The sequence below is a fragment of the Hoeflea sp. BAL378 genome, from assembly GCF_000759435.1.
GTDB lineage: Bacteria > Pseudomonadota > Alphaproteobacteria > Rhizobiales > Rhizobiaceae > Hoeflea.
Genome location: NZ_JRJG01000138.1, coordinates 38,807 through 64,041, shown reverse-complemented (window position 1 = coordinate 64,041; position 25,235 = coordinate 38,807). Strand labels below are relative to the sequence as shown.

Annotated in this window: 18 protein-coding genes; 5 read left to right on the top strand and 13 right to left on the bottom strand. The window is 61.7% G+C overall.

Annotated features, from left to right (window positions below):
• Nucleotides 1-786 carry an AglZ/HisF2 family acetamidino modification protein gene (locus LL06_RS22645; RefSeq protein WP_035532271.1) on the top strand — a complete coding sequence of 262 codons (786 nt, stop codon included), beginning with the start codon at nucleotides 1-3 and terminating at the stop codon, nucleotides 784-786.
• Nucleotides 787-822: 36 nt separating this feature from the next.
• Nucleotides 823-2,211, top strand: a complete 1,389-nt coding sequence (locus LL06_RS22640; RefSeq protein ID WP_081964144.1) for an oligosaccharide flippase family protein — start codon at nucleotides 823-825, stop codon at nucleotides 2,209-2,211.
• Nucleotides 2,212-2,467: 256 nt separating this feature from the next.
• Here the strand turns inward: LL06_RS22640 and LL06_RS22635 are convergent, their stop codons facing one another.
• From LL06_RS22635 to LL06_RS22620, 4 genes are all read right to left on the bottom strand, one after another.
• Nucleotides 2,468-3,769 (bottom strand): HlyD family type I secretion periplasmic adaptor subunit, encoded by a 1,302-nt coding sequence (locus LL06_RS22635; RefSeq protein WP_035532267.1) that lies wholly within the window; start codon nucleotides 3,767-3,769, stop codon nucleotides 2,468-2,470.
• A gap of 121 nt (nucleotides 3,770-3,890) precedes the next feature.
• Complete coding sequence (locus tag LL06_RS22630) at nucleotides 3,891-5,654, bottom strand: type I secretion system permease/ATPase (protein WP_052161839.1); 1,764 nt, start codon at nucleotides 5,652-5,654, stop codon at nucleotides 3,891-3,893.
• Nucleotides 5,655-5,823: 169 nt separating this feature from the next.
• Nucleotides 5,824-9,027: an FG-GAP-like repeat-containing protein gene (locus LL06_RS26585; protein ID WP_052161838.1), complete on the bottom strand. Its 3,204-nt coding sequence runs from the start codon at nucleotides 9,025-9,027 to the stop codon at nucleotides 5,824-5,826.
• Nucleotides 9,028-9,637: 610 nt separating this feature from the next.
• Nucleotides 9,638-10,822, bottom strand: a complete 1,185-nt coding sequence (locus LL06_RS22620; protein ID WP_152599732.1) for a hypothetical protein — start codon at nucleotides 10,820-10,822, stop codon at nucleotides 9,638-9,640.
• Between the two features lie 245 nt (nucleotides 10,823-11,067).
• Between LL06_RS22620 and LL06_RS22615 the strand changes: the two genes are divergently transcribed.
• Nucleotides 11,068-11,844, top strand: coding sequence for a hypothetical protein (locus LL06_RS22615; RefSeq protein WP_152599731.1), 777 nt, complete (start codon nucleotides 11,068-11,070; stop codon nucleotides 11,842-11,844).
• A 166-nt stretch (nucleotides 11,845-12,010) separates the two neighbouring features.
• Here the strand turns inward: LL06_RS22615 and LL06_RS22610 are convergent, their stop codons facing one another.
• From LL06_RS22610 to LL06_RS27075, 9 genes are all read right to left on the bottom strand, one after another.
• A complete protein-coding gene (locus tag LL06_RS22610; protein ID WP_035532260.1) occupies nucleotides 12,011-13,150 on the bottom strand; it encodes a glycosyltransferase family 4 protein in 1,140 nt (379 codons plus the stop codon).
• Nucleotides 13,147-13,770 carry a CatB-related O-acetyltransferase gene (locus LL06_RS28450; protein ID WP_081964143.1) on the bottom strand — a complete coding sequence of 208 codons (624 nt, stop codon included), beginning with the start codon at nucleotides 13,768-13,770 and terminating at the stop codon, nucleotides 13,147-13,149. The genes LL06_RS22610 and LL06_RS28450 overlap by 4 nt, the downstream gene beginning before the upstream one ends.
• Nucleotides 13,771-13,947: 177 nt before the next feature.
• Complete coding sequence (gene wecB, locus LL06_RS22600; protein WP_201772376.1) at nucleotides 13,948-15,027, bottom strand: UDP-N-acetylglucosamine 2-epimerase (non-hydrolyzing); 1,080 nt, start codon at nucleotides 15,025-15,027, stop codon at nucleotides 13,948-13,950.
• Nucleotides 15,028-15,043: 16 nt separating this feature from the next.
• A complete protein-coding gene (gene wecB / locus LL06_RS22595; protein ID WP_035532257.1) occupies nucleotides 15,044-16,165 on the bottom strand; it encodes a UDP-N-acetylglucosamine 2-epimerase (non-hydrolyzing) in 1,122 nt (373 codons plus the stop codon).
• Nucleotides 16,166-16,370: 205 nt separating this feature from the next.
• Nucleotides 16,371-17,405, bottom strand: coding sequence for a polysaccharide biosynthesis protein (locus LL06_RS22590; RefSeq protein WP_035532254.1), 1,035 nt, complete (start codon nucleotides 17,403-17,405; stop codon nucleotides 16,371-16,373).
• A gap of 119 nt (nucleotides 17,406-17,524) precedes the next feature.
• A complete protein-coding gene (locus LL06_RS22585) occupies nucleotides 17,525-18,373 on the bottom strand; it encodes an SDR family oxidoreductase (RefSeq protein ID WP_035532251.1) in 849 nt (282 codons plus the stop codon).
• Nucleotides 18,374-18,402: 29 nt separating this feature from the next.
• Entirely contained in the window at nucleotides 18,403-19,674 is a 1,272-nt protein-coding gene (locus LL06_RS22580) for a glycosyltransferase family 4 protein (RefSeq protein WP_035532248.1), read from the bottom strand.
• A gap of 2 nt (nucleotides 19,675-19,676) precedes the next feature.
• A complete protein-coding gene (locus tag LL06_RS22575; RefSeq protein WP_035532246.1) occupies nucleotides 19,677-20,606 on the bottom strand; it encodes an NAD-dependent epimerase/dehydratase family protein in 930 nt (309 codons plus the stop codon).
• Nucleotides 20,607-20,682: 76 nt separating this feature from the next.
• The gene (locus LL06_RS27075) at nucleotides 20,683-21,897 is read right to left on the bottom strand and encodes a sugar transferase (protein WP_152599730.1); all 1,215 of its coding nucleotides are present in this window, start codon (nucleotides 21,895-21,897) and stop codon (nucleotides 20,683-20,685) included.
• A 375-nt stretch (nucleotides 21,898-22,272) separates the two neighbouring features.
• On the opposite strand from LL06_RS27075, the gene LL06_RS22565 reads away from it, so the two are divergent.
• Together LL06_RS22565 and LL06_RS22560 are read left to right on the top strand one after the other, a co-directional pair.
• On the top strand, nucleotides 22,273-23,079 hold the full coding sequence (locus LL06_RS22565) for a YdcF family protein (RefSeq protein ID WP_035532244.1): 807 nt from the start codon (nucleotides 22,273-22,275) through the stop codon (nucleotides 23,077-23,079).
• Between the two features lie 150 nt (nucleotides 23,080-23,229).
• Nucleotides 23,230-25,134 (top strand): nucleoside-diphosphate sugar epimerase/dehydratase, encoded by a 1,905-nt coding sequence (locus LL06_RS22560; RefSeq protein WP_052161837.1) that lies wholly within the window; start codon nucleotides 23,230-23,232, stop codon nucleotides 25,132-25,134.
• Nucleotides 25,135-25,235: the final 101 nt, after the last annotated feature.

Sequence of the window (25,235 nt, the reverse complement as noted above, 5' to 3'; positions counted from 1 at the left end):
ATGCTGAGGCCACGGATCATACCCAGTCTGCTCGTCCATGATGGCGGGCTGGTCAAGACGACAGGGTTCAAGGATCCGAAATATGTGGGCGATCCGCTCAACGCCGTGCGGATCTTCAATGAAAAGCAGTGCGATGAGCTCGCCGTCTTCGACATTGACGCGACCATCAGCGGCGCGGGGCCGGATTTCAAGCTGATCAGCGAACTGGCGTCCGAATGCCGGATGCCGCTGTGCTATGGCGGCGGCGTGCGCAACGTCGAGGACGCCAAGCGCATCATTTCGCTGGGCGTCGAGAAAGTGGCCCTGAGCGCCGCAGCGCTCGCCAATCCGGCGCTGATCACGGCCATCGCCAAGGAGCTCGGCAGGCAAAGCGTGGTCGTCGTCCTGGATGTGCGCAAGCGCATGCTGGCGCGCGATTACGAGGTCTACACCCACAACGCGACCCGCAAGACCGGCATGAGCATGAGCGACGCCCTGCAAACCATGCAGGCGGCCGGCGCCGGCGAGATCATCATCAATTCGATTGACGATGACGGATCGATGAAGGGCTACAATCTGGATCTGGCCCGCAAGGCGCGGGCGCAGCTCCACATTCCGATGACCATGCTGGGCGGTGCCGGCAAGCCCGCGGACTTCTCGGAGCTGTTTGCGGCCTGCGGAACCATGGGCGCCGCCGCCGGAAGCTACTTCGTGTTCAAGGGCGTCTATCGCGCCGTGCTGATCAGCTATCCCGATCAACGGCAGAAAGACGCGATCATAGCGGCCGGACAGCCGGGAGGCGCGTGAGCGCCTCACTCTTTGTCGTGTCCGCGGAATGGACCAATGGCATCAGATAAGTCGCCCCATGCCTTGATGGCTAAGCTGCGCCAGGCATTGTCGGGACAGTTCCTTGCAGGCGTGATGAAGCTGGCCGGCGCCGCCGCCCTGGCCCAGGCCATGCTGCTCGGCGCGCTGGTCATTGCCACGCAACTCTATTCGCCCGCGGATTTCGGCGTCCTGGCGGTGTTCAATGCCGTCGTGTCCACCGTGGCCGTCGCCGCCTGCCTGCGCTTCGACATTGCCGTGCCGCTGCCGCGGGACCAGAAGGATGCGGTCAATCTGCTCGGACTGGCCTTTCTGAGCGCGGCCATCATCGCCGTGGCGGTGAGCCTGCTCGTGGTGCTCGCGCCCGAGCGGTACGCCCTCCTTCTGTTCGACGCCAGTGTCTACACCCACCTGTGGCTTGCCGGGCCGGGGATCTTCTTCCTGGCCGGCATGAGCGCGATGCAGAACTGGTTCATCCGGCAGAAAGCCTATGGCATCGTCGCGCGCAACCGGATAGCCCAGGCGCTGGTTCACGCCAGCGTGCAGCTTGGCGGCGGTTGGTTGATGGCAGCGCCGGTCTTCCTGGTGCTGGCGCAGATGGCCAATTATGCCACCGCGGTGGTGGTTCTGGGCGGCGTCTTCCTGCTGCAAAGCCGGGGCCTGTTGCGCGAGATAGGTTTTGCCGGCATGCGCAGCGTCGCCAAGGAATACCGGCAGTTTCCGATCTATTCGACCTGGGAGGCCTTCTTCAATGCGGCCGGCATTTTCGTGCCGGTTATCCTGATCGGCGCGCTCGCCCCGCCCGCGGAAGTGGGCCATCTGCAGTTGGGCCTCTATGCCATGCAGGCGATGATCGGCCTTGTGGGCGCGGCCATTGCCCAGGTCTATTTTTCCAGAGCCGCCGAGGAGCACGGCGCCGGCCGCCTTGCCGAATTCACCGGAACGGTGCTGGTGAACCTGGCCAGAACCGGGCCGGGTCCGCTGCTTGCCATCGGCATCGCTGCGCCATTCGTCTTTCCCCTGGTCTTCGGCGAGGAATGGGCGAGGTCGGGCATTCTGGTCGCCTGGATGACGCCCTGGTTCATGCTGCAGTTTCTCGCCTCGCCGATTTCCCTGGCGCTGGCCGTGACCCGGCGGCAGAGAGCGGCGTTTCTGCTGCAACTGTTCGGCTTCGTCTTCCGCTCCGGCGCGGTCCTGTTCGCGGCCTACGCCCTGAACGGCTACATCACCGAGGCCTACGCACTCTCCGGTTTCGTGTTCTACGCGGCCTACCTGGCGGTGATTGTGGTTGCGTCGAGGATAGAGGTTTCCCGCGTGGTGCGGGACGCCAGAAGCATCGCGCTGATATGGGCATTCTGGGTCACTTTGGCCTGCATTGTTTCCGGCTTGGCCGTTGTCCTGTTTTAAGCAGCCTGGAAGATCCGGTTGCGACGCGCGGAAGAACGCCGTGGAAAACGCTGGCTTTTCGGAGACGATAAGTTCCGCAGCCATGCAGCGGTCGACGGAGCCGTGGGCGGTGACGGGGCGGGGGGGCCCCGTGTCTTGATCTGGCCGAGAAAACCAGTCCATCAGACGCAATCGGCCTTGCAACAGCGCTGGCGCCGGCTATCGACATGACCCGGGTCGACGCCCCTTTGCTTGATCCGCTTGGCGGGTCCGAAGGTCAGCTTTCCCGCAGAGCACGCCTCAGCGTATTGGCGAAGGGTTCCGTAAGGTAGGCCAGGAACGTGCGCTTGTCCGTGGTGATGAACACGTCGACCGATTGTCCCGGGCTGAGGAACGCCGAATCTGTGCCGGAGATGAAGGGCTCCGAAATATCAAGGCGCACGACATAATAGGCTTCGCCGGAGCGCTCGTCTTCGCGGCGATCGGCCGAGATGTAGGAGACCGTACCGGCGACCGGCTGCATGCCGCGCCCGCGCAACCGGGAGAAATCGAGCCGGGCCGGCTGCCCGATCCGGACCTGGTCGATGTCCTGCAGGCGGACTTGGGCCTCGACGATCAGCCCATCCTCGATGGGAACAATCCGCATCAGTTCCTGGCCGGGAGAGATGACGGCGCCGGGATTGTATTTGGCGAGATCCATGACTGTTCCCGACGCCGGAGCCCGGACAACAAGCCGCGTGTTCACGTCCTCGGCGCTGCGCAGTTGCTCGACGATCTCGGAGCGCTTGCGCCGCAATCCGCTGAGCGCGGCGGAGGCCTCCTCGACCCGCGTGCTGTCGGCCTGCGCGATCCGCTCCTCGATCTCGGCCAGCGACTGCCTGGCCTTGGCGATCGCGGCGCCGAGCTGGCCCTGCTTGCCCAACAGGTCCGATTCCAGCCGCTGCAGCGACAGCACCTGGCTTTTGCGCGTGAGCCCCTGCTCAAGCAGCGCCTCGATCGCCTTGCGCTCTTCGGCGATCAGCACGATCTGCTTTTCCGTCTCGTGCTTCTCGGTTTCGTGTCCGACGATCGCCTCGCGAATGGCCGCGATCTGCTGGCGCAGGATCGACTGCTTCACCCTGTGGGATTCGAGCCGGGCCTCGAACTCGATCCTCTGGTCGGCGATCAGCCGGGCGCTGTCGGTTGGCGAGGCGCCCTCCAACTGGTCCGGAAAGACGATGGTCTGCGCGGATTCGCGTTCCGCGGAAGCCCGGATTTCGCTCACCTCTATGGCGGCAAGCTGCAGACGCAAATGATTGACCATGGCGTGGGAGGCGGTGCCATCCAGAATGAGAAGCGGATCACCGGCGGAGACGTTTTCTCCTTCGGCGACCAGGATCTCCTTGACGATGCCGCCTTCGAAATGCTGCACAACCTTGTTGTGCCCGCTGACGGCGATCTTCGCAGGGGCGATCACGGCGCCTGACAGCGGCGCCATGGCGGCCCAGGCGCCGAAGCCCCCCAGACCAAAGATCATGACCGCCAGCCCGGCCACGACCGGTTTGCCGATCCCGGTCTTCACGCTATCGTGCCACGCCATTTTTCCCTCGCTTCATTCGAGAGCGCCATGAGTCCATTCGGACGCACAAAGGACGCTCTAACTCTTCGATTCTGCAACATCTTATCTGCATTCAGGCAGCTCTGCCTGAATGCAGGATGCTCTAGCCGAACCGGGCGGTGATCGTCATGGGAGCCTGAGCCGAAGCCGGCCTGGATCCCGGTTCATCCTTGACCACTTCCACCGGCCGGTCGTCGTTCGTGGCCGGCCTCATCTGCAGGATCTCGTTCCTGGGGCCGAACGCTTCGATGCGCCCATCGTTCAGCAGCATCACCGTGTGCAGGGCCGCAGCCACGCTGGTGCGTTGCGTGACAACCAGGCAGGTGATCCCGGCTTCGGAGGCCTGCTTGAGAGCGGCGAGAAGCGCCAGTTCGCCGTCATTGTCCAGCGACGCGTTGGGTTCATCGAGAACGACGACCTTGGGATTGCCGTAGAAGGCGCGCGCCAGCGCCACTCGCTGCCGCTGGCCGCCCGAGAGGGCATGGCCTTGTGGCGACAGTACCGTATCGTACCCGTGCGGCAGGCGCTGAATGAGCTCGTGGCAATTGGCCAGCCGCGCCGCGGCGATGACCTTGTCGGAGTCGGGCACCGGCTCCATGCGCGCGATGTTCTGGGCAATGGTGGCCGGCAGCAGCTCGACATCCTGAGGGACGTAGCCGATATGGGGACCGAGCGCATCGGCGCGCCAATTGCCAAGATCGTCGCCACCAATCCGCACCGTGCCCGAAGTCGGCGTCAGCGCGCCGACCAGGATCCGCGCCAGAGTTGACTTTCCGGCGCCGCTCGGCCCGAGAATGCCCACGACTTCGCCGGGCTGGATGGCAAAGGAAAGCCCCTTCAGGATCGGTTCCTCTCCGGGCGCGACCTGATACACGAGTTTTTCGGCGGTGATGGAACCCACCGGCTCCGGCAGCGGCATCACATCGCGCTCGCGCGCCGCGGCGGCGAGCAGCAGCTTTAAGCGCGCCCAGGCCTGACGCGCCGCGACCAGCGACCGCCAGCCGCCGATCACCTGGTTGACCGGCATCAGCGCGCGCGCGGAGATGATCGACGCCGCAAAGATGATCCCGGCGCTGACACTGCTGTCAGCGAGCACGAGATAGGCGCCGAAGCCCAGCACGGCCACCTGCAGAAACAGGCGGAGGAAATGCGACAGTCCGTTGAACAGGGCGTTGCGGCCGCCCGCCTTGTCGGCTGCGATCAGCGCGCGCGCATTGTCCTCCCCCCAGGAACTGACGCAATTGGGGAACATGCCCATGGCCCGCACCGTCTCGGCGTTGCGCATCTGCGCCTGCGCCTTTTGCAGGGCGGTAAGCGTGTGGTTGCCCGCTTCCGCATGCGGCGCTTTGGTGACGCGCTCGTTGACGATCGAGACCAGGACAATCACCACGGCGGCGCCGAGCGAGAGCCAGCCGAGCGACGGATGAATCAGGAACACGACCGCGAGATAGGCCGGCGCCACGGGAATGTCGAACAGGGCGCCCGCCAGCGGCGAGGAGAGAAAATTGCGGACCTGCGCGAGGTCCCGGAGGCCCTGGATGTCGCCGCCACTCACGCGCGCGCCCTTGAGAGAGGCGCTCATGACGGCCGCGCCCAGCGAGGTTTCGAGCCGTGTGCCGGTGCGGTTCATCACCATCTGGCGAACCACTTCGAGCAGGCTGGCAACAGCGAGCGCGCCAACGGCGGCGATGCTCAGGACGATCAGCGTCTCTTCGCTGCGGCTGGAAAGAACGCGATCATAGACCGACGTCATGTACAGAGGCACCGTCAGCATCAGCAGATTGAGCGCGAAGGAAAACAGGGCTGCGACAAGGAGACCACGCCGGCACGCTCGCAGATTCTGAAGAACCTCATCGTGTCGCACCATCACAACTCCCACACAAAAGACGAACTATAGACACAGTGCCGAATACTGCAAAGAAATATTCGTTTCCGCCCAAAATATCTCAGGTCGGAAATACATCCAGGCACGATCCTTCAGCATGTCTTTCAAGCAGAACAGACGCAGCCGACCAGGACGACGTTCTTGCAGCGTGTCAGACCGTGACGAAATCGAAATCCCGCGACACGTACACCCCATCGCTGCCGAAGGCCAATATATCCGGGCGGAAATCGCCGGTCACGTCGCCAAGCAACCGTGGGTACAGGTCGTTGCTGGACCAGCTGCCCGCGGAGGGGGAGGCGCCAAAGCTGGCGAGATCCTGCACAACATTTCCAAATGTTCCGTCAGCCTGTCCCATAGCGGTGTAGACGAAACTGCCGCCAAATCCGACGATGTCCGCACGCCCGTCCAGGTTCAAATCCCTGACAAGTCGCGGATAGGCATCGAAACTGGCCCAGCTTCCGCCCGCGGGGGAGAACCCGAAGGAATCCAAGGCAAATTGAACTGGCGCGAAGGTGCCGTCTGCCTGTCCCATCGCCGTGTAGACGCCGGCGCCGCCAAATCCGATCAGATCATCCCGTCCGTCTCCGTTGACATCGGCAACCGTGCGCGGAAACTGTTCGAAGCTGGACCATCCACCACCCGCATCGCTGCTGCCCAGCGAATTCAGGGCGAAGATTGGGTCATTGAAGCCGGGTGTGCCCGAGGTTCGCGCGAGCGCCACATAGACGCCGGCCGAACCGAAACCGACGATGTCGTCGCGGCCATCGCCGTTGATGTCGCCAAGGGTTCGCGGAAGATAGTTGTTGGATGTCCAGCCGCCGGAAGCCGGTCCAAATGAAGTCAGGTCGAGATAGGGATCAGCAAAGGACGTGCTGCCGGTGCTCAGCGAGATGTACACTCCGGCGCTGCCAAACCCGACAATGTCGGCTCTGCCGTCTCCGTTCACGTCGCCCATGGTGCGCGTGTAGTAATCGTTGTTCGACCATCCGCCGCCAGCATAGCCCTGCCCGAAAGACGCAATGCTCGCCACCGGATCGATGAACCCGCCATTGCTGCCGAGCGACACATAGACATTGCTTCCGCCGAACCCGACAATATCGGAGAGCCCATCGCCGTTCACATCGGCCACAGTGCGAAGATAGATATTGTTGCTCGACCATCCGCCGGCGTTCGGGCCGAACGAGTTCAGTTCCAAAGTTGGATTCTGGAACCGGGTATTCCCGGAGAGACCTTCCAGTTCCATGAGATAGGTGCCGGTGCCGCTATCGCCAAATCTGCGGGCGCCGAAAAAGTAGGTTCCGCTGTCCGTCACCCGCACAGTAAGTTGCGCTTCAAAGCCGATGCCGGCATCATCGTTAAGGGCGATCTCCGTACCGGCGGCGTTATACATGCGCACGAACGGATCCGAGAGCGTTCCATTGCCGGTGGGCGAGCCGCGCAGGTCGAGCACGTAGTTCTGGCCGCCGGTAAGGGTCGCCTGGTACCAGTCCAAGTCGCCCCTGAACTGGATTTCGCCGGTGCGCGAGGCATTCACCGCGATCGCCTGGGTGGTGTTGGTGCCGCCAATGACGTCGTCAACCACGGTAATGTCGGCGAACTGGAAGCGTTCGATCGAGTTCAGCGTATCGGTGCCCTGGCTGTTGCCGGTCACGGAGTAGCTGTTGGTTTCGGTGAACAGATACGAACTGCGGTTTCCGCTGAAGATAACGGTGTCGAAACCGCCATTGCCGGACAGGACGTTGTTGCCGACGTTGCCGGTAAATGTATCGCTGCCGCTGCCGCCGATGGCGTTCTCGATCAGCGAAGCGGTGTTGCCGCCAAACAACATCGCGTTGAAGATGTTGCCGCGCGCATAGCCGCCATTGGGCCCGCCGCCGAGATAGGCAAGCTGTGCGCTGGAAAACACGGAATGCCCGCCAGGGTTCAGGTCAATGATCAGGTTCGAACTGTAATTCGACAGGTCGTAGGTGTCGGTGCCGCCTCCATCCCAGATGGTGGCGAAGATCCGGTTGCCGCCCGGGTCGATGTTCAGGACCCCGTTGATGTAGGTCTCGCCGGTGGTTGGGCTCCAGCTGTAAGTCGTATTGCCGCTATTAACCGAATAATCGGCACCATACATGTGCTGCAATGCCAGGATGTCGAGCATCATGTAGGTCTGCGGATAGCCGAATGTCTCGTTGTAGACGAACTGGGCGTTCGATCCGATGTAGGACCGATAGGTCATCAGGCTGTATTCGTGCGAATCGTAATTGGCTGGCAGCGCACCGTAGCCTCCGCCCGTATGCCCGTGGGCAAGGCCCATCGAATGGCCAATCTCATGAAGAGTGGTCATCCAGGAGTAGTTGCCGGCCGTCGGCGTTCGGGCGTTGACGCCGAAGAAGCTGTCGCCGCCATAAATGTTGTTGTTGGGGTAGTACGCATAAGCGGTCGCGGCGTCGGAGGAGTTGGCATAGCGCATGGTCGAGGCGCCGGTGCCGGCGCCCGCATAGGTGATGTCGATATTGGTGAACGCCTCGATGGCGAACACGCCGGATGTCTGGGTGTAGATGGCCTGGTTGAGGGCAAAGTGCAGTGCGGACATCTGCTGCGCGCTGAATTGCGAGAAGCCTTCATTCTGCGCGCTCAAGCCGTTGCCGTTTGCATTAGAATTGTAGCCGCCCTGATAATCGGCGGCGCTGTCGGGATCGGAATAGCTGATGGAACCAGACCACCTGACGCCACTCAACAGCCCATCAATCAACTGATTGCCGGTCGCGGCCACAGCCACCGTGGTGCTTGACGTTCCGTTCTCATCAAACCCTGCCCCGAATTGCGATTGATACTGCGCGCAGCCCGCGCAGCCGCAGGCGCCAACGGCGCCGAACGCCACGCCAGCGTCGTAGCTTCCGGCGAGCGAAGCGTTGGAGACCACATCGTCGTAATACGAGCCGCTGAGCGTCGAGCCGGCCATCACGTCGATGTAGCGCACGCCCGAACCAAATTGCGGGCCTAGCAGGCTGGCGATCAAATCGCCGTCCCAGGGGGTCGGCGCGATGGCCGGGGACAGCGCCGTGCTGCTTGAGATCCACAAGCTGTCGTTCAGGCCGGCCGCGCGGGAGGCAATCTCGGCGCTCTGTGGATAGGGCGCTGCGTCGGTCTCCCCTTCAGGCACAGGGCTGCTGCGCGAAGCGGCGACGCTGCCGGCGCCTTCTCTTTCGTCAAGGGCTGTCTGGTCAGGCGCCTTTTCGGCCGGGCGGCGAGGCAAGTCCGCATCGTCAAGCCGGGAGATCGTCCCTTCCGGCGTGCGCAGTCCGTCAACGTCTTGCTTTTCCTCGGCGATATTGCCGCCAAGATATCCCCAAACAGTCGAGCTCATGACACTCCCCACCTTCCGTGAAAGAACATTTCCTCCGAACTTGTGGCAGTAAACGTCGGCAACAGAACAAAATCAAGCAAAAATGTGGCATAAGCCGCGCATTTGTTCGGCTGCAAGCGGCATCCTGCAGTAACCATGGATATGTGCAGTAATCCGCGGAAAGCGAATCGCGCGTAAGCACCAGAGCAAATAAACCGAAGAAGCAACTGTAATAAAAAGTCTATTTTTAATCCGGCAAGCGGGTACGCGCATGCCTCCGATATATATGGATTCACGGATGTTTGCTCAGGTAAAAGGGATCGCCCTCTTGAACACCACCTGCCTGAAGGCAGGTGACGGCATTGCCGGTCCGCATGCGCATGCCTGGAAAGTCTCAGGCGCGGCGATCTGGTCATCAACGGAGCTGATGCCAGCGCCAGTAACTCTCCACACCTTGTGGTGTACGCCTGCCACTGCGAGTTAAAACGGCTTTTCCTGCAACCGACAGGCTTTCAGCGGGCAGCCTTTTGCAATGCCCTGGTGGCCAACCGCGGCGATGGCGGAACATCCAATCCTGAACCTTGACGAAGCGCGCAGGAATGAACCTGTGGCGTTGAAGACATCGACGAATTCAGCTCACCAGTCTGTTCCGATACAAGGCAAACAGAAGGAGCCAGAAAAGACCTCCAAACGAAAGAAGGGAGGTGAAAAGAGGGCCATTCGTCAAAGAGAAGGCGCACGGGAAAACCAATGCGACCGTAACGCGCGGATCCCAATGCCTGGCGAACCGGTCGAGCATGAATATCCATGCCAGCAACACGCATCCTATCGCCAGGATGCCCAACGAACCCGCTGCGGCGGCACCGTCGCTCGAAAAGAGGTTCGCATTCACATTGTGGGTGGCATCGCCGTAGACAAACTCACCCAAGATGTGACCCAAACTAGGCCATTTCGGGTTCCAGGCCAGATCGCCTGGGGGAGTAATCAGCAGATTCACGCCTTTTACGTGGCTCCAGAGCGTATAACCAAAATCAGAAAAAAGATCGTTGTACTGAGACAAGGTCAGCGCAGGCACCGCGATCGTGCGGAACACGAGGAATGACAGGGCAAAATCCACCTTGGGGCTGCCTCGGTCGAGCAGGAGCAGCGTCCCAACCCCGAAGGTGAGAAGCATCAGATGGAAGACGGTGGTCCGAAACAGGGGAATACGGCTGCTGAGCAGCATGTATATGGCAATGATTGCCACAGGAAGGATGATGGCCACCTTCTGGGCATTGATCATGTACATCAGCACGCATCCGCAGCTTCCCAGGGCGATCAGCCAGAGGCTTTTGCGTTTAAGGCCCCACACGATGATATAGGGGCTTATCACCAGGATGAAGTATGTCTGGAGGTATCCCATCCAAATGTTGCCGGCGGCTCCCGCGGCCCGCTGTTCATAGATATCCGAGGCGCTCGCGAAGCCAAGGATATCCCAGTAAGTATAGATCAGAATTGAAAACGCGGCGAGGAATGACAAAACGAATATAATGCCCAGGCCCTTGCCGGGAGCACCGTGTTCGACCCCGTTGAACGAAACTGCCGTCATCACAGAGCACGTACACATGACAATGGTCATGGTGATCAATTGAATGCCGTACTCAGCGATCGAAGATTCAGACAAACAAACTGTAATGACTACAGCCGGGACGTATACGAGCGCATAAAGCGTAGAAAGGATTATTGCAGAAGGCCGGTTAAGCCAGACCGGGAGCGTTAACGCTGCCGCAAGAATAAGAATAGATCCAAACACTATCTGCCAGATGTCCGGCGCCACGTAGCGAAATCCGAAGTAAGCCCAACTCGAGAAGAGGTATCCTGAATGTGCCTTATGGATCAATAGCGCATAAATGAGGGTTGTTGCTAAGAGCAATGCTCTTGGCCAGTGGGGGCAGTTCGAATCACGATAACCTGCTTTTGAAAAATTACAACTTTCGCAGCATGTTAATGTAATATAGGGTGCGATTGCAAGGCGGATCGTTCACTGCCTTGTTGGATAATTGACCGCCTGGAGCTTGCGCCGTGAACACACGAGAATACGAGAATGGCAGTTCAGACATGAATATCGGAGAATTTGTTGGAATCTTGAAACGGATATGGGTATATTTGGCGGTGGTCCCTCTGTTGGTCACAGCGTTGTTTTTATATATATTTTACGATGATACCGTTTTCTACAATTCTGAACTTGGAGTTGAGCTGCTGGTCGAAGGTAGCGACATCACGTCATTCTTGAAGAACAACGTTGCTGCTTCGTGTGGAGTTTTGATTCTCGATAACAAGAAGCGGGTCTCTATCAGGGTCCGGACCACGGACAAGGAAAGCGCGACAAGTAGAATCGCTTGCGCGGTAAATAGTATCGAGAAGTGGGACCATGAGAGAAGGCCGTTGCTGGAGGTGGAGAGCGCGGAGGACGAGGAAAAGGCACACCAGAGGGAAATCCTCACCAGATCGATCGCGAAATTGGATAGGTCCAGAGACGTTCTGAATATGTCCGATGAAGAGCATGAGTTCACGATGAAGGTCATGAACACGTGGCTGAATTCGCTCAAGCCCGCGGTTCAGGCAGTCAGTGAAATCAAGGAAGAATACAGGCTGGAGTCGAGCGTTGACAATATCCGGGTTCATGAGGAACGTCCGAAATGGTGGAACATCCTCATATTGTCTTATATTGGAAGCGTGTTTCTTGTAATGGGCGTTGCAATGGCAAGCCATGAATTGAAGCGACAGACGGCATCCATCCGGGAAGACTACACAATCGGGGGCGTCATGAAATTGATTGCCATGCGATGGAACGCCTGACGGGCGCTCTGGGCAGGGCATTCGATTGCTGATGGAAATCCTGTTGTGGCGACTGGCCTGGATCCTGGTCCGGCCAGTGCTGCGATAAGGCTTGCGAGCCAGCGGGTGCAGCTTCGACTGCACTCCCGGCAAGCTGCGAAGGCGACGGGCTCGCCTTCGGCCTGCGCTACTCGGTCAGCCGTCGCGAGAGTTTATCGTAATCGAGAAACTCCAGCGCGACGCGAAGAGACCTGTTCTGCATGGTTTCAAGTCTGGCAGGATCAATGTCGGCAAGAATCGCGGGCAGTTCCTGTTGCGCCGAAATCAGCCACCCGTTCTCGCGATGATAGACCTGGTGTGCCGGCACATCATCCAGAATGATGGCGCAGCGGCAGCACAAGGCGTGCTGCATGGTTGCGGACTGCGTGCCGGGCTGGAGATAGATGTCGGCCGCGCACAGCAGATTGGTCAGGTCGTCGACCGACTGCCAACCCAGAAACGTCACACGGTCATCCGCATCGATCATCGCCAGCGCCTGGTCACGGATCTCGTCGTCCAGGGCTCCGGCGATGAACAGGCGCGCATCGGCGGCCTGCCACCCGCGGAACGCCTCCAGGCTCTCGATCAGCTTCTTCCGCTTGGTCTGCTTCCCGCTCTGCACCAGGGCGATGGTGCCGGGCGCCAATCCCAGGGTCTCCCGCGTCGCCCGGCGCCGGTCATTGTATTCGCCATCGGGCACCGGGCGGCCGCCCAGCGGGTAGAATTCCAGCCGGTCCCCGGGCACCTTGTAGAGATCCTGCACGAAATCCATGGTTTCGGTGGAGATGCACAGCAGTTTCTCTGCGCGGGGCAGGGCGGCTCTCAGGATCGGCGCGTAGAAGAGCCTGTGGAGCAGGTTCCGGGACAGCGGGGTGCGGGCACTGTTGTTCCAGTCCTCGTGGCTGTCGATGAAGAAGCGGACATTTGGATGTGCTGCCACATAACGGGAAACCGTCAGCAATTCTCCGCCGCAGGCGCCATGAAAGAGGATCACATCCGGCCCGAAGTCCTCCAGCAAGCGGTACACGCCGGGATGAAACCGAAGCTTTCTGCCAATCGGGTGGGGCAACCAGGACACATAAGGCAACCGGATGACCGGCGCGCCTTCTCCGCCCGGATACCGGCTCGGTTCGAGATAGACGGTCTGGCCGTCCGCCGCATGGGATTCGGTGGATGCAATCACCAGGACATCATGGCCCTGCTCGACATTGTGCCGGACGAGCTCATTCTCCTGATAGCTGCGGTCATCAATGTAGAAACAGGAGATGCACATGTGCAGGATCTTCATAGCAGGCCCCGGGAATTCAGGAACATTTCGGGATCGGTGAACAAGGCCGCATTTGCCTTCAGATCTGCATCATTCATATCCCACCACGCCGACGCGTTTAACGCGGCGGCGACCGCATTTGAAAACCTCTGAGAGACGACCCGGGCGGGATTTCCCGCCACCACCATGTAGGGCTCGACATCCCGCGTCACCACCGCTCCCATGCCGACGACTGCGCCGTTCCCGATCTTGACGCCTGATCTGATCTTCGCGCCAAAGCCAATCCATACATCGTGGCCAATCGTTGTTTTCGGACAGTACTCGAAGACGTGACGGGAAAATTTCGCCTTCACACTGTCCCGATGCGAGAGGAATACGGGGCTCGTCGACACATAGTGAAGGGGATGCCCGACCCCGCCAATGCAGACCTGATCCGAGATCGAACAGAAAGAGCCGATGTCTGCATTCACCGCCATGCAATCATAGCCGCAGAAGCTGTGCCTGCCCATGGTAACCGACGTGAGCTGGCTGCCCGCTTCAACCTTGGAAGTCGGATGAATGGCGCAATTCCGCAGAGCCGATAGTCGTGACTTCCTCTGAAGCTTGGCGGCAATGTAGGGGATGAGACGCATAATGTTCATGGCTGGCTGCCTTTCATACCGACTCGAATTCCATCACCTGCGGGCCCGAAATTATCAAGATCCCATTCCTATCGCGCTGGGTCTTCCTGTCGAGGGAATGAGGGATAGCGCCTGCCCCCCCCCCGCAAAAGCGACGGTGCGCCAGAAAGTGTTGGTTGGGAGAGGCGCTCTCCAACTTCATGCTCTTCGACCGATGATCTGCGCTATTTTCAGCGATGAATCCCCGTACCCATACAAATTGGAGGGCTCGAGCTCGTCACGCCCGCAACCCTCCGCAGCCTTGGCGATCCTGTCCGCGCTGGCGCCGGCAAGGGTGCTGGCCCTGGCGTCGACGAGTTCGGTCCATTCAGTCTCGTCGCGCAGGATGACGCAGGGCACGCCGTGGTAATAGGCCTCCTTCTGCACGCCGCCGCTGTCGGTGATGATCAGGCGGGCGCTGGATTCGAGCAGCAGCATGTCGAAATAGCCCACCGGGTCGATCTCGATGACATTGGCCGGTGCCGAAAGCCCCGCCGACTGCATCTTGGCGCGGGTGCGGGGATGGACCGGGAAGAGCACCTTGCCGGCAATCCGCCCGATCCCCTCGAGGATGGAGCTCAGCCGGGCCGTGTCGTCGGTGTTTTCCTTGCGGTGGAAGGTGAGCAGGGAATAGCTGCCTTGTTCCAGCCCCAGCTTTTCCATGATCCGCGACCGGTTCCTCGCAACTTCCGAAAACTGCTTGACCGCATCAAACATCACATCGCCGACATTGTGGATCCGCACCGCCTCGATGCCTTCGCCCTCAAGGATGCTGCAAGACGCGGCCGATGGGCAGAACAGCAGCTCGGAGACATGGTCGGTGAGGATGCGGTTGATCTCCTCGGGCATCGCCTTGTTGTAGGATCTCAGCCCCGCCTCGACATGGGCGATCGGCACGCCGAGCTTGGAGGCGGCGATGGCGCCGGCGAGCGTCGAATCGGTGTCGCCGTAGACAAGCAGCAGGTCCGGCTTCATGTCGAGGATGGCGGTCTCCAGCGCTTCGATCATGCGGCCGGTGTTTTGCCCGTGGCTGCCGCCGCCGATCCCCAGCGACAGCGACACCGGCGGCAGGCCGAGCTCCTCGAAGAAAACCGAGGACATGTTGGCGTCGTAGTGCTGGCCGGTATGCACCAGTTTTTCTGCAATCCCGGCTTCCGCCAGGGCGCGGCTGACGACCGCGGCCTTGACGAATTGAGGCCGCGCTCCGACAACCGTCATGACGTTGGGAAGACTGGCCATTCTGGAGGTTCCCCGCCTATTTGCGCCAGACGCGGCGGTTGACGTAGTCGGTGTAGCTCATGACGATGCGGACGATCTTGTCGGACACATTAGTCGGCTGATAGTCGAGCGGCACCCGCAGCGCCCGCTCGTCGCCGCGCGGCTGGGTGTCGAGGATGTCGAGCGCCTGCATCACCCGGGTGCGGTCGAGGCCGACCAGCATGACTGAGGCTTCCTCGAAGGCCTCGGGCCGCTCGTGCACCTCCCGCAGGTTGAGCGCCCGGAAGTTGAGGATGGCGCTTTCCTCGCTGATGGTGCCGCTGTCCGACAGCACGGCGCGGGCCTCGAGCTGAAGCTTGACGTAGTCGAGAAAGCCGAAAGGCTTTTCGAAGCGCACCAGCGGATGGGCGGCGATGCCCAGCGCGTCGAGCCGGTTGCGGGTGCGCGGGTGGGTCGAGACGATCACCGGCTCGCCCTTGCGCTCGGCCAGGCCGTTGACCACGTCGATCAGCGCCGTCAGCCGCTCGGGTGCATCGACATTCTCCTCGCGATGGGCGCTGACCACGTAATAGCGGCCCTGCTCGAGACTGAGCGAGGAGACGATGCCGGAGGCGAGGATCTCGGCGTGATAATGGGCGATGACCTCGGCCATCGGGCTACCGGTGACGATCACCTGGTCGGGCGGGAACCCCTCGCGCAGCAGATACTGGCGGGCGATCTGGCTGTAGGTCAGGTTGATGTCGGAGACATTGTCGACGATCTTGCGGTTGATCTCCTCGGGAACGCGCTGGTCGAAGCAGCGGTTGCCGGCTTCCATGTGGAACACCGGGATCTTGCGGCGCTTGGCCGAGATCGACGCCAGGCAGCTGTTGGTGTCTCCCAGGATCAGCACCGCGTCGGGGTTGTGGCGCTCGAGCGCCTTGTCGGCCGCGACGATCACATTGGCGATGGTTTCGGCGCTGGTGGCCCCGGCCGCCTCCAGAAACTCGTCCGGGCGCCGGATGCCGAGCTGGCTGAAGAAGATCTCGTTGAGCTCGTAGTCGTAGTTCTGGCCGGAATGGATCAGCACATGCTCGAAGTGCTGGTCGAACTTGGCGATGACCCTGGAGAGCCGGATGATCTCCGGGCGCGTTCCGACGATGGTCATGATCTTGAGCATAGGGGTCCCCGCGTGCATCTGTTTCTGTCTGGCTTCGATCGTCTCGTTGGACGGGCGCTGGCGATCCGGAAGGCCCGCCTCCGGCACCCGATACCCTGATCGGCAGGAGCGCCGGCTGCGGCAAGGGCATCAAGGTCACTCAAGCCCAGGATCTCGCGGCTCTTGTGATGCGCCGCGTGCCGTGGGCCCTGCCTTCCCGTGTCCGTCAGTCTTCCAGCTCGGCGGCCGGCTGGGTCAGCGACTGCTGGACATATTTCACTTTCATCAGGAGCTTGGTCAGTTCCGCCTGGTCGAGCTGGACCGTGTTGTGGGAGTTGTACTCCTCGACCTTGTTGAGCCGGGTCTCGCCCTCCTCGACAAAGATCGAATAGTTCAGGTCGCGGCTGTCGGCGGGAACGCGGTAATAGTCCCCCAGATCGTCGGCGATCGCGAATTCCTCGCGGCTCAGCAGCACCTCGAAGATCTTCTCGCCGTGGCGCGTGCCGATTTCCTGGACCGGATGATCGGGCCGCCCGAACAGGTCCTTGAGCGCCTTGGCGAGCACCGCCACGGTGCTGGCCGGCGCCTTCTGCACGAAGATGTCGCCGTTGCGGCCGTTGCTGAAGGCATAGATCACCAGCTCCACCGCGTCTTCCAGCGTCATCATGAACCGGGTCATGTCCGGATTGGTTATCGTGATCGGCTTGCCCGCCCGCATCTGCTCGATGAACAGCGGGATGACCGAGCCACGCGACGCCATCACATTTCCGTAGCGGGTGCCGCAGATGACGGTCTTGCTCGCATCGAGGTTGCGCGAGGCGGCCACCATGACCTTTTCCATCAGCGCCTTAGAAATGCCCATGGCGTTGATCGGATACACCGCCTTGTCGGTCGACAGGCAGACCACCCGCTTGAGTTCGTTGGCGATCGCGGCCTCGAGCACATTGTCCGTACCGATGACATTGGTCCGCACCGCTTCCATCGGATGGAACTCGCAGGAGGGAACCTGCTTGAGCGCGGCGGCGTGGAAACAATAATCCACCCCTCGCATCGCCCGGTGCACGCTGGCCGGATCGCGCACGTCGCCGAGATAGAATTTGAGCTTGGGATGCTGGAAATGCTTGCGCATGTCATCCTGCTTCTTCTCGTCCCGGCTCAGGATGCGGATCTCACGGATGTCCGTATCCAGGAACCTGGTCACGGTCGCACGCCCGAAGGACCCCGTTCCCCCTGTGATCAACAACACCTTGTCTGAAAACATCCGTGCATATCCTTGAATTAAACTGCTGCGCTTTGCTTGGGCGAAGTGATGCCCGGTCCGCGGAAAATCGTCAACCCAACAGAGCTGGGCTCCGGCTTCCCGCCAAGGCCTTATCCCTTCTACTGGGTGGCCAGTTCCGCGATCATGCTCGGCCAGGACGGCGGGGTGTAGTCGAACTCCGCCCGGAAGCGGGAGGAATCGAGGCTGCGGTCGATCTCAACCGCGGTGTCGGCGACCACCTCGATCTCGGGATGCAGATGCTGCCGGATCAGCAGCAGCAGCGCATGCTTGTCGATCGGGTCGGCGGAGACCTGGTACATTCCGTGCGCGTCGGTGTGGGTGAGCAGCACCCGCTCGATGATCCGCGCCATCTCGATGGTGGTGAAGCCCGAGAAGATCGCCTTCTGATAGCCCTTCACGGTGCCCTTCTGCGCCAGCGTCCATTCGAGCAGGCTCGACTTGCGGCTCAACTCATGGCCGATGATGGAGGTGCGCAGCGTGATGCAGCCGGGTTCATCCACCTCGCCCAGATATTTCGACCGGCCGTAAAGGTCCTCGGCGTCGGAGACATCGGTTTCCAGATAATTGCCCTTGGCGCCGGAAAACACGCAATCGGTGCTCATGTGCACCAGCCGCGCGCCCGCGAGACGGCACAGGACCGCGAGCCGGTGCGGCAGCAGCGCGTTGACTTCCAGGCTCAGGATCGACTGCTTGGCCGAGGGGCGCTGCTTGATGATGCCGATGCAGTTGACGACGGCGTCGGGCTGGAACTGCGCCATCACCTCGCTCACGCGGTCGATGTTGCGCACGTCGATTCCGAAGAAGGAATTGGCGTCCGTGAACAAGCCGAACCCGTCATAGGTCGACTTGTCCTGGCGCAGGGTGACGGCCACGTCGTGCCGCGGGGAAAGCTGTTTGAGGATCTGATGGCCCAACATGCCATCGCCGCCGAGTACAAGTATGCGCATGCCGCTATCCTTCGTTGCCGTGTTCGCCGTCAGTCAGCCCGCTGGCTGCCCGCGCGCTTTCGCTTTTCCTGGCGGAACCACTCCACCAGCTGGTCAAAAAGCGTGTCCATATTGTAGTATTTTTCCATGTAGGCCCGGCCGCGGCGGCCCATCTCGATCCTTGCGTCCAGGCTGGTATCGGCGAGTTTCTCGATCGCGGCGGCCAGTTCCCCGGGAGAACCGGCGTCGACGCCGATGCCGGCGCCGCTCTCGCTGACGATGCGTTTGACGTCGCCGCTCACCGAGGAGATGATCGGCTTGCCCGCGGCGAGATAGGATTGAAGCTTGGCCGGCACAGTGAGCGCGAAGGCCGGTTCGTTGCGGAGCGAGACCAGCAGGGCGTCGGCCTGGCGGTAGAAGGCCGGCATCTCGGTCGACGGAAACCGGCCGAGGCAATGAAATGTGTCCGCCAGGTCGCGCCGGGCGGCTTCCTGGCGCACCCAGTCGAGCTCGTGGCCGTCGCCGACGATGACGAACTGGATGTCCTTGCGGTCCTTGAGCAGGGACGCCGCGGCAAGAACCGTCTCGAAATCCTGAGACGAGCCGACATTGCCGGTGAACACCACCTTGAAGCCCTCCGGCAGGCTCGGAAGGTTCGCGGGATCGATCGGAGCCGTGTCCTTGCGCAGGTCTTCCCACTGCGGAAACCAGCGCACCTCGCGTCGCTCTCCCGCGACACGGCAGATCGGCTCGTCGAAACCCTGCGACGTGGCCAGAATGACGTCGCTGCCGGCATAGACCATCCGCGCCAACCAGCCCGCCACCTTGTTGGCGAAGGGCGATTTGACCATGCCCGACGCGGAGAGGCTTTCGGGCCAAACGTCCAGCACCCAGAGGAACATCGGAGCCCTGGCCTTCCACTTGGCGATGATGCCCGGAAAACCGACGGTGACAGGGGACACCTGGTAGACGAAAACCGCGTCATACCGTTCCCGCACACGAAACAAGGCCACAAGGCTGCCGGTAAGCGTGAAGCTGAAATAGTTGAGAACAAGCCGGAGCTTGTTTTTCCGGCCACGCGCAACCAGCGGCGCCCTGAGGATCCGAACGCCCTGGTGCATCTGGGTCCATGGGCCCCTAAGTCCATAGCCGGGAAAGACGCTTCCCGTCGGATAGTTGGGCAGGCCAGTCAGCACCGTGACCTCATGGCCACGCTCGACGAGGTTCGATGCGAGCTCGTTAAGCCTGAAATCTTCGGGCCAGAAATACTGGCTGACGATCAGGATTTTGAGTTTTTCTTCTGCGGAAAAGTCAGCGCCCATCTTCAGTCTCTCATGTCGGCTTTGAGCCAGGCCATGTATTCGCGAAGGCCATTTTCGAAGTTCACGGAAGGGGCGAACCCCAGCGATGCCCGGGCCGCCGAGAGATCGGCGAGCGAATCGCGCACGTCGCCCGGCCGCGGCGGACCATATTCGACCTTGGCCTTGATGCCGGACGCCTCTTCCATCATGCCGATCAGGGCATTGATGGTGATGCGGGTGCCGCTGCCCAGGTTGAAGGCGCCGGACACGCCATCGGCCAGGCCGGCCTGGTAATTGGCCTGCGCCACGTCCTGGACATTGACGAAATCGCGGGTCTGCTCGCCATCGCCGAACACGGTAACCGGTTCGCCGCGCAGCATGCGGTAGGCGAAGATCGGAATCACGTTGCCATAGGCGTCGAAGCGCTGGTTGACGCCGTAGACATTGAAGTAGCGCAGCGCCACCACGCCGATGTCGTAGAGCTTGGAATAGCTGAGCGAGAATTTCTCCTCGAACAGCTTCGACGCGCCATAGGGGCTGTCGGGATCGATCGGATGGTCTTCCGCAATCGGCAGCGTCTTGAGTTCGCCGAAGATGCCCGCCGAAGACGAGACGACGACGCGCTTGACGCCGGCCTTGCGAGCGGCTTCCATCAGCGTGACGGTGCCCATCACATTGATGTCGGCATCGAGCCTCGGATCATCGATCGAGCGCTTGTTGCCGACGGCGGCTGCCAGGTGAAACACCGCGTCGCAGCCTTCCACGGCGGTTTCCATGGCTGCCTGGTCGCGGATGTCGGCTTCCATGAAGCGGATGTCCGGATCGAAATCCAGGTTGCGGCGGTACCCGCTCAGCAGCGAATCGATCACCACGACTTCATGGCCTTCCGAGCGCAGCAGCTTGCACAGGTTCGATCCGATGAAGCCCGCGCCGCCGGTGACAAGTGTTTTCATGCGTGTGGTGTCCTTCTAGCGTTCGTCATGAGTGGCATGCTCCGGCACGGGTGGGTTCACGGGAATCGGGGTGAGGTCATTTGGCGACCCTGTCCCCGTTGCCGCTTCCCAGCGCCGTCGCGATGATGATTTTGAGATCGAGCAGCAGGGATTGCAGCGCCTTGTAGCGCGCATCCCACTGGGCGAGCTTCTCGGGGTCGCTCATATCGATGCCGTTGACCTGGGCCAGGCCGCTGATGCCCGGCTTGAGCGTCAGCACGCCCAGACGACGCCGCGCCTCGACAAGCTGGGTCTGCACCGGCAGGCAGGGCCGCGGACCGATGAGGCTGATCTCGTTGCGGAAGATATTGATGATCTGCGGCAGTTCGTCGAGTTTCAGTTTCCGCAGTATCTGGCCGAGACGGGTGACCGAACTGGCGCTGACCTCGTGGGTCCCAAGATGGGCGGTGCCGGCTTTCATCGTGCGGAACTTGTAGCAGGTGAAGGGATGTCCGTTCCGCCCGACCCGTTCCTGGGCGAAGATGCCCGGCCCCTTGGATTCGAGCCGCACCACAGCCCAGATCAGAAGCAGCAGCCACCAGAAGAAAACCGCGACCGCGAATGCGAAGGCCAGATCAACTGCGCGGGTCAGGAACCCATAGACTGGATTACCGGCTTGGCCATCGCTGATGATGATGGGGGTGGGCAATTCGGCGGAATGCTCCTCCGTCGCCAGGGTCTGCACGAAGCCGGCGATCCGGTTGACCGAGACGGTCGGCTTGAACGACGCCACGGCAAGAAACACGAGCCGGGCCAGCGGCGAGGGCAGTTTGCTCAAGAACGCCATCCGGTCGGTAAACTGCGGATCGTAGACGAAGGGCAAGTGGATGCTGACGATCCTGAGGCCCTCCAGTTCCGCCAATTCCGCGGCTGCATTTTCCGCATCCAGCTCACGAGATGACGTGTTCTTCACGTCCAGAGCAGGGGTGGAGGAGAAATTCACGAAGATCGCGATGCCGGCCTCGCGCGCGAGTTCGGCCGTTTCCAGCGCCCCTTTGACATTGACCTCGAGAGAGCTCTCGAGCGGTTGCTGTGCATCGTTGTTCAGCGCCGCCAGGTGAAGCAGGATCGCGGCGCCCCTGGCCTCCCGCACCATGTCGGCATAGCCGCAGCATCTGCAGCCGGGAAACAGAGCGCTGATCTTCGCCGTGTCGCGTCCGACCAGAAGCACGTCATTGCCGCTCTCGCGAAGGAGAGGGACAAGATTCCGGCCCACATAACCGGTCGCGCCTGTAATTACGATATTCACCACAGCGTTCCTATGGGGGTGGGAGGGTGCCCGGTGCGGCAGAGCCGGTTTCGTCGGCCGCCACACGCAGTCCAATAAACTGAAATTCGGAAGTATAGGGGACGTTTCGCTCTATTCATTTTTCCGGTTGCGGTGCCGTGCAAGAAAAAAATGCCCAAAGCAGCGATGATTTGCGAAGCGGGAAGTGCGCGCGGCGGTGGTCTCTTTGATCGTCGCGGACCATTATCCCATGGATTTGAAGACATCAACAGATTTCCCCGGTCGCGCTCAGGTTTTGGCAAAGCCCGCGGGAGCGGGGTCCGGCATATTGCGTTGGACAAGGGCGAAGGAACGCGGCATTCGTAGCCCACCCCGCGGGCGCACGATTCCGGAGCAGTCATGGACACCCTATTCTTTGTGCTTTCGAAAACACTTTGGATCTTGCTGAAGCCGGAGACCTATTTCGGGGTGCTGCTGCTTGCCGCCCTGGTGGCGGTCCTGCGCAACCGCCGGCGTCTCGCGATCGGGCTTCTGGCCGTGGGGCTGCTGTCCTTTGTCTCGCTCGCCGCCATCCCCTTGGGCGACCTGTTCCTGGCGCCCCTCGAGCATCGCTTCGCCACCCGTCCGGCGGTGGACAAGCCGGCCTATATCGTGGTTCTGGGCGGCGCCGAAGCCAACGAGCAGTCGGAAGCGACGGGCATGGTGAATGTCAACGACGCCGGGGAAAGGCTGCTCGCCGCCATCGAGCTGGCGGTTGCCTATCCGGAAGCGAAGCTGATCCTGTCGGGCGCGTCCGGCCGCCTCGCCGGAGCGGTTCCGAGTTCGGCCGCCCTCATGGCCGAGGCGCTGACCGCGGCCGGTATCGACGAGGGCCGGCTGCTGCTGGAACATCAGTCGCGCAACACCGCCGAGAACGGCAGGCTGAGCGCCGAGCTGGTCGGCGCGGGCGTCTCGGCGCCGGCGCTTCTGGTCACCAGCGCCTTCCACATGCCGCGCAGTCTCGGCGTCTTCTGCGCCGCCGGCTGGACCGACATCACGCCCTATCCGGTCGATCATCGCACCGGGAACTTTCGCAGCCGCATCGGCTGGCAATTCGCGGTCCACCTCGAGGACTTGAACGTGGGCGTGCGCGAGTGGATCGGCCTGGTTGCCTATCGTCTGACCGGCCGGACCAATGCGCTGGTTCCGGACCGGTGCGGCGCCTGAGCGAAGGGCGTCGGCGCACGAATCCGGAACGATTGAATTTCAGCGGCGCAGCGGGCCGATCAGTTGCCAATTGGGGGATGGTATGCCATTGAGCCATCTGCAAGAACAAGCTTCTGACGGCAGCATGAAAAGTGGGAAGTGACTAATAACATGATCGGCAGGTTGATCCACTGGCTCGCAGCGAGAGATCGGCGCACTAAGCAGACCATTCTCATCGGGTTTGACTTCGTTCTTTTTTCCTGTGCGGTGTGGTTTGGTTACGCCATCCGCTTCAATGCGATCTACAGCCCGGACAGCACACAGGTTCTGCTCATACTCGCGGCGCCGGCCATCGGCATCCCGGTCATGCACGCCTTTGGCCTCTACACCTCGATCACCCGCTATGTCGGCGAACACGCGCTGTGGACCATCTTCAAGGCGGTCGGGCTGACCGCCCTGCTCTGGACGGTGGTGGCCTTCAGCTTCAGGCTGGAAGGCTCCACCACGGTGCCCAAGACCGTTCTGGTGCTGTTCTGGCTGCTCTCGCTGCTGCTGGTCGCGGGCTTCCGCTACACCTCCAGGTGGTTGATTCTGGAGTTCACCCGGGAACCGACGCCGCAACGGCACATCCTGGTCTACGGCGCGGGCGACGCCGGTCGCCAGATCGCCGCGACGCTCAAGCAGAGCAGCTACCGGATCACCATCTTCCAGGTGGATGACGATCCCACCTTGTGGGGCGCCACCATCGGCGGCATCAAGATCAGAAGCACCAACGATGTCGGGCGGTTGGTCGAGCGGCACGGCATCACCGAGGCGATCGTGACGATGCGCCACGCCAATACCGCGCGGCGGGCCCAGGTCGTCGACCAGTTGACCGGGCTTGGCCTGCGGGTCCGGATCCTTCCGGCCTTTGTCGACATCGCCGACGGCAAGCACACGGTGGATCTGATCCGTGACGTCGAGATCGGCGACCTGCTGGGCCGCGACGCGGTGCCGCCCGAGCCCGGGCTGATGGCCGCCAACACGCGCGGCAAGGTTGTCCTGGTCACCGGGGCCGGGGGATCGATCGGCTCCGAGCTGTGCCGGCAGCTCAGCGCCGTAGGCGTCTCCAAGCTGGTCATGATGGATTCGAGCGAGTTCGCGCTCTACCAGATCGACCGCGAGCTCGCCAAGCAGACGGGCTTCGAGAAAACGGCGGTGCTCGGTTCGGTCACCGACGCCGCGCTGATGCGCCGGGTCATGGACGAGAACAAGGTCAACACGGTCTTTCATGCCGCCGCCTACAAGCATGTGCCGCTGGTCGAGGCCAATCCGTTCGAAGGCGTCAAGAACAACGCCTTCGGCACCTATGCCGTGGCCTCGGCCGCCTTCGACAGCAATGTCGACGTGTTTGTCCTGATCTCGACGGACAAGGCGGTCCGGCCCTCCAGCGTCATGGGCGCGTCCAAGCGCCTGGCCGAACTGATCGTGCAGGATTTCGCGGAGAAATCGAGACAGCGGAAGAACGGCAAGATCTTCTGCGCGGTCCGGTTCGGCAACGTCATCGGGTCCAGCGGCTCGGTGATCCCTCTCTTCAAGGAGCAGATCCGCAACGGCGGCCCGATCACGCTCACCCATGCCGACACCACGCGCTATTTCATGTCGATCGAGGAAGCGGCCCAACTGGTCATCCAGGCCGGAAGCCTGGCCCGCCGCAATGACGAGACGGGCAATTTCCCGGGGCGGATCTTCCTTCTCGACATGGGCCAGCCGGTCCGGATCAAGGATCTGGCCGTCAAGATGGTGCAGTTGTCGAACCTGACGCTGTGCGACGAAGCCAACCCGAACGGCGACATCGCCATCCGCGAAATCGGCTTGCGCGCGGGCGAGAAGATGCACGAGGAACTGTATTTCTCGGTCGAGGCGGCCTCGCCCACCTCCCACCAGAAGATTTCGGTGGCGGCCGAATCCGCGCCCGAAGGACTGGACATCGACCAGATGTACCAGGAACTCGAACGGCTGATCGCCGCCGAGGATCGCGACGCCCTGGTCGAGTTCCTGCGCCGCGTGGCCGGCATGGGCGCCCAGGCCGAGTAAAGCGCCGACACAAGCCTGGCCTGCAAGTTCCCCGGAGGGACACGATGGCGGGGCGGACGCCGGGAGGAGCCCAGGCAAGACCGGTCTCCCGTTCTCTGCGG

Coding starts and splice junctions, on each gene's coding strand:
- LL06_RS22610 (WP_035532260.1), bottom strand. CDS start 13,150: ATGAAGATCCTGCACATGTGCATCTCCTGTTTCTACATTGATGACCGC.
- LL06_RS22640 (WP_081964144.1), top strand. CDS start 823: ATGGCATCAGATAAGTCGCCCCATGCCTTGATGGCTAAGCTGCGCCAG.
- LL06_RS22585 (WP_035532251.1), bottom strand. CDS start 18,373: ATGCGCATACTTGTACTCGGCGGCGATGGCATGTTGGGCCATCAGATC.
- wecB (WP_035532257.1), bottom strand. CDS start 16,165: ATGCTCAAGATCATGACCATCGTCGGAACGCGCCCGGAGATCATCCGG.
- LL06_RS22560 (WP_052161837.1), top strand. CDS start 23,230: ATGATCGGCAGGTTGATCCACTGGCTCGCAGCGAGAGATCGGCGCACT.
- LL06_RS22635 (WP_035532267.1), bottom strand. CDS start 3,769: ATGGCGTGGCACGATAGCGTGAAGACCGGGATCGGCAAACCGGTCGTG.
- LL06_RS22575 (WP_035532246.1), bottom strand. CDS start 20,606: ATGAAAACACTTGTCACCGGCGGCGCGGGCTTCATCGGATCGAACCTG.
- LL06_RS22590 (WP_035532254.1), bottom strand. CDS start 17,405: ATGTTTTCAGACAAGGTGTTGTTGATCACAGGGGGAACGGGGTCCTTC.
- LL06_RS22645 (WP_035532271.1), top strand. CDS start 1: ATGCTGAGGCCACGGATCATACCCAGTCTGCTCGTCCATGATGGCGGG.
- LL06_RS22630 (WP_052161839.1), bottom strand. CDS start 5,654: ATGGTGCGACACGATGAGGTTCTTCAGAATCTGCGAGCGTGCCGGCGT.
- LL06_RS26585 (WP_052161838.1), bottom strand. CDS start 9,027: ATGAGCTCGACTGTTTGGGGATATCTTGGCGGCAATATCGCCGAGGAA.
- LL06_RS22565 (WP_035532244.1), top strand. CDS start 22,273: ATGGACACCCTATTCTTTGTGCTTTCGAAAACACTTTGGATCTTGCTG.
- wecB (WP_201772376.1), bottom strand. CDS start 15,027: ATGGCCAGTCTTCCCAACGTCATGACGGTTGTCGGAGCGCGGCCTCAA.
- LL06_RS28450 (WP_081964143.1), bottom strand. CDS start 13,770: ATGAACATTATGCGTCTCATCCCCTACATTGCCGCCAAGCTTCAGAGG.
- LL06_RS22580 (WP_035532248.1), bottom strand. CDS start 19,674: ATGGGCGCTGACTTTTCCGCAGAAGAAAAACTCAAAATCCTGATCGTC.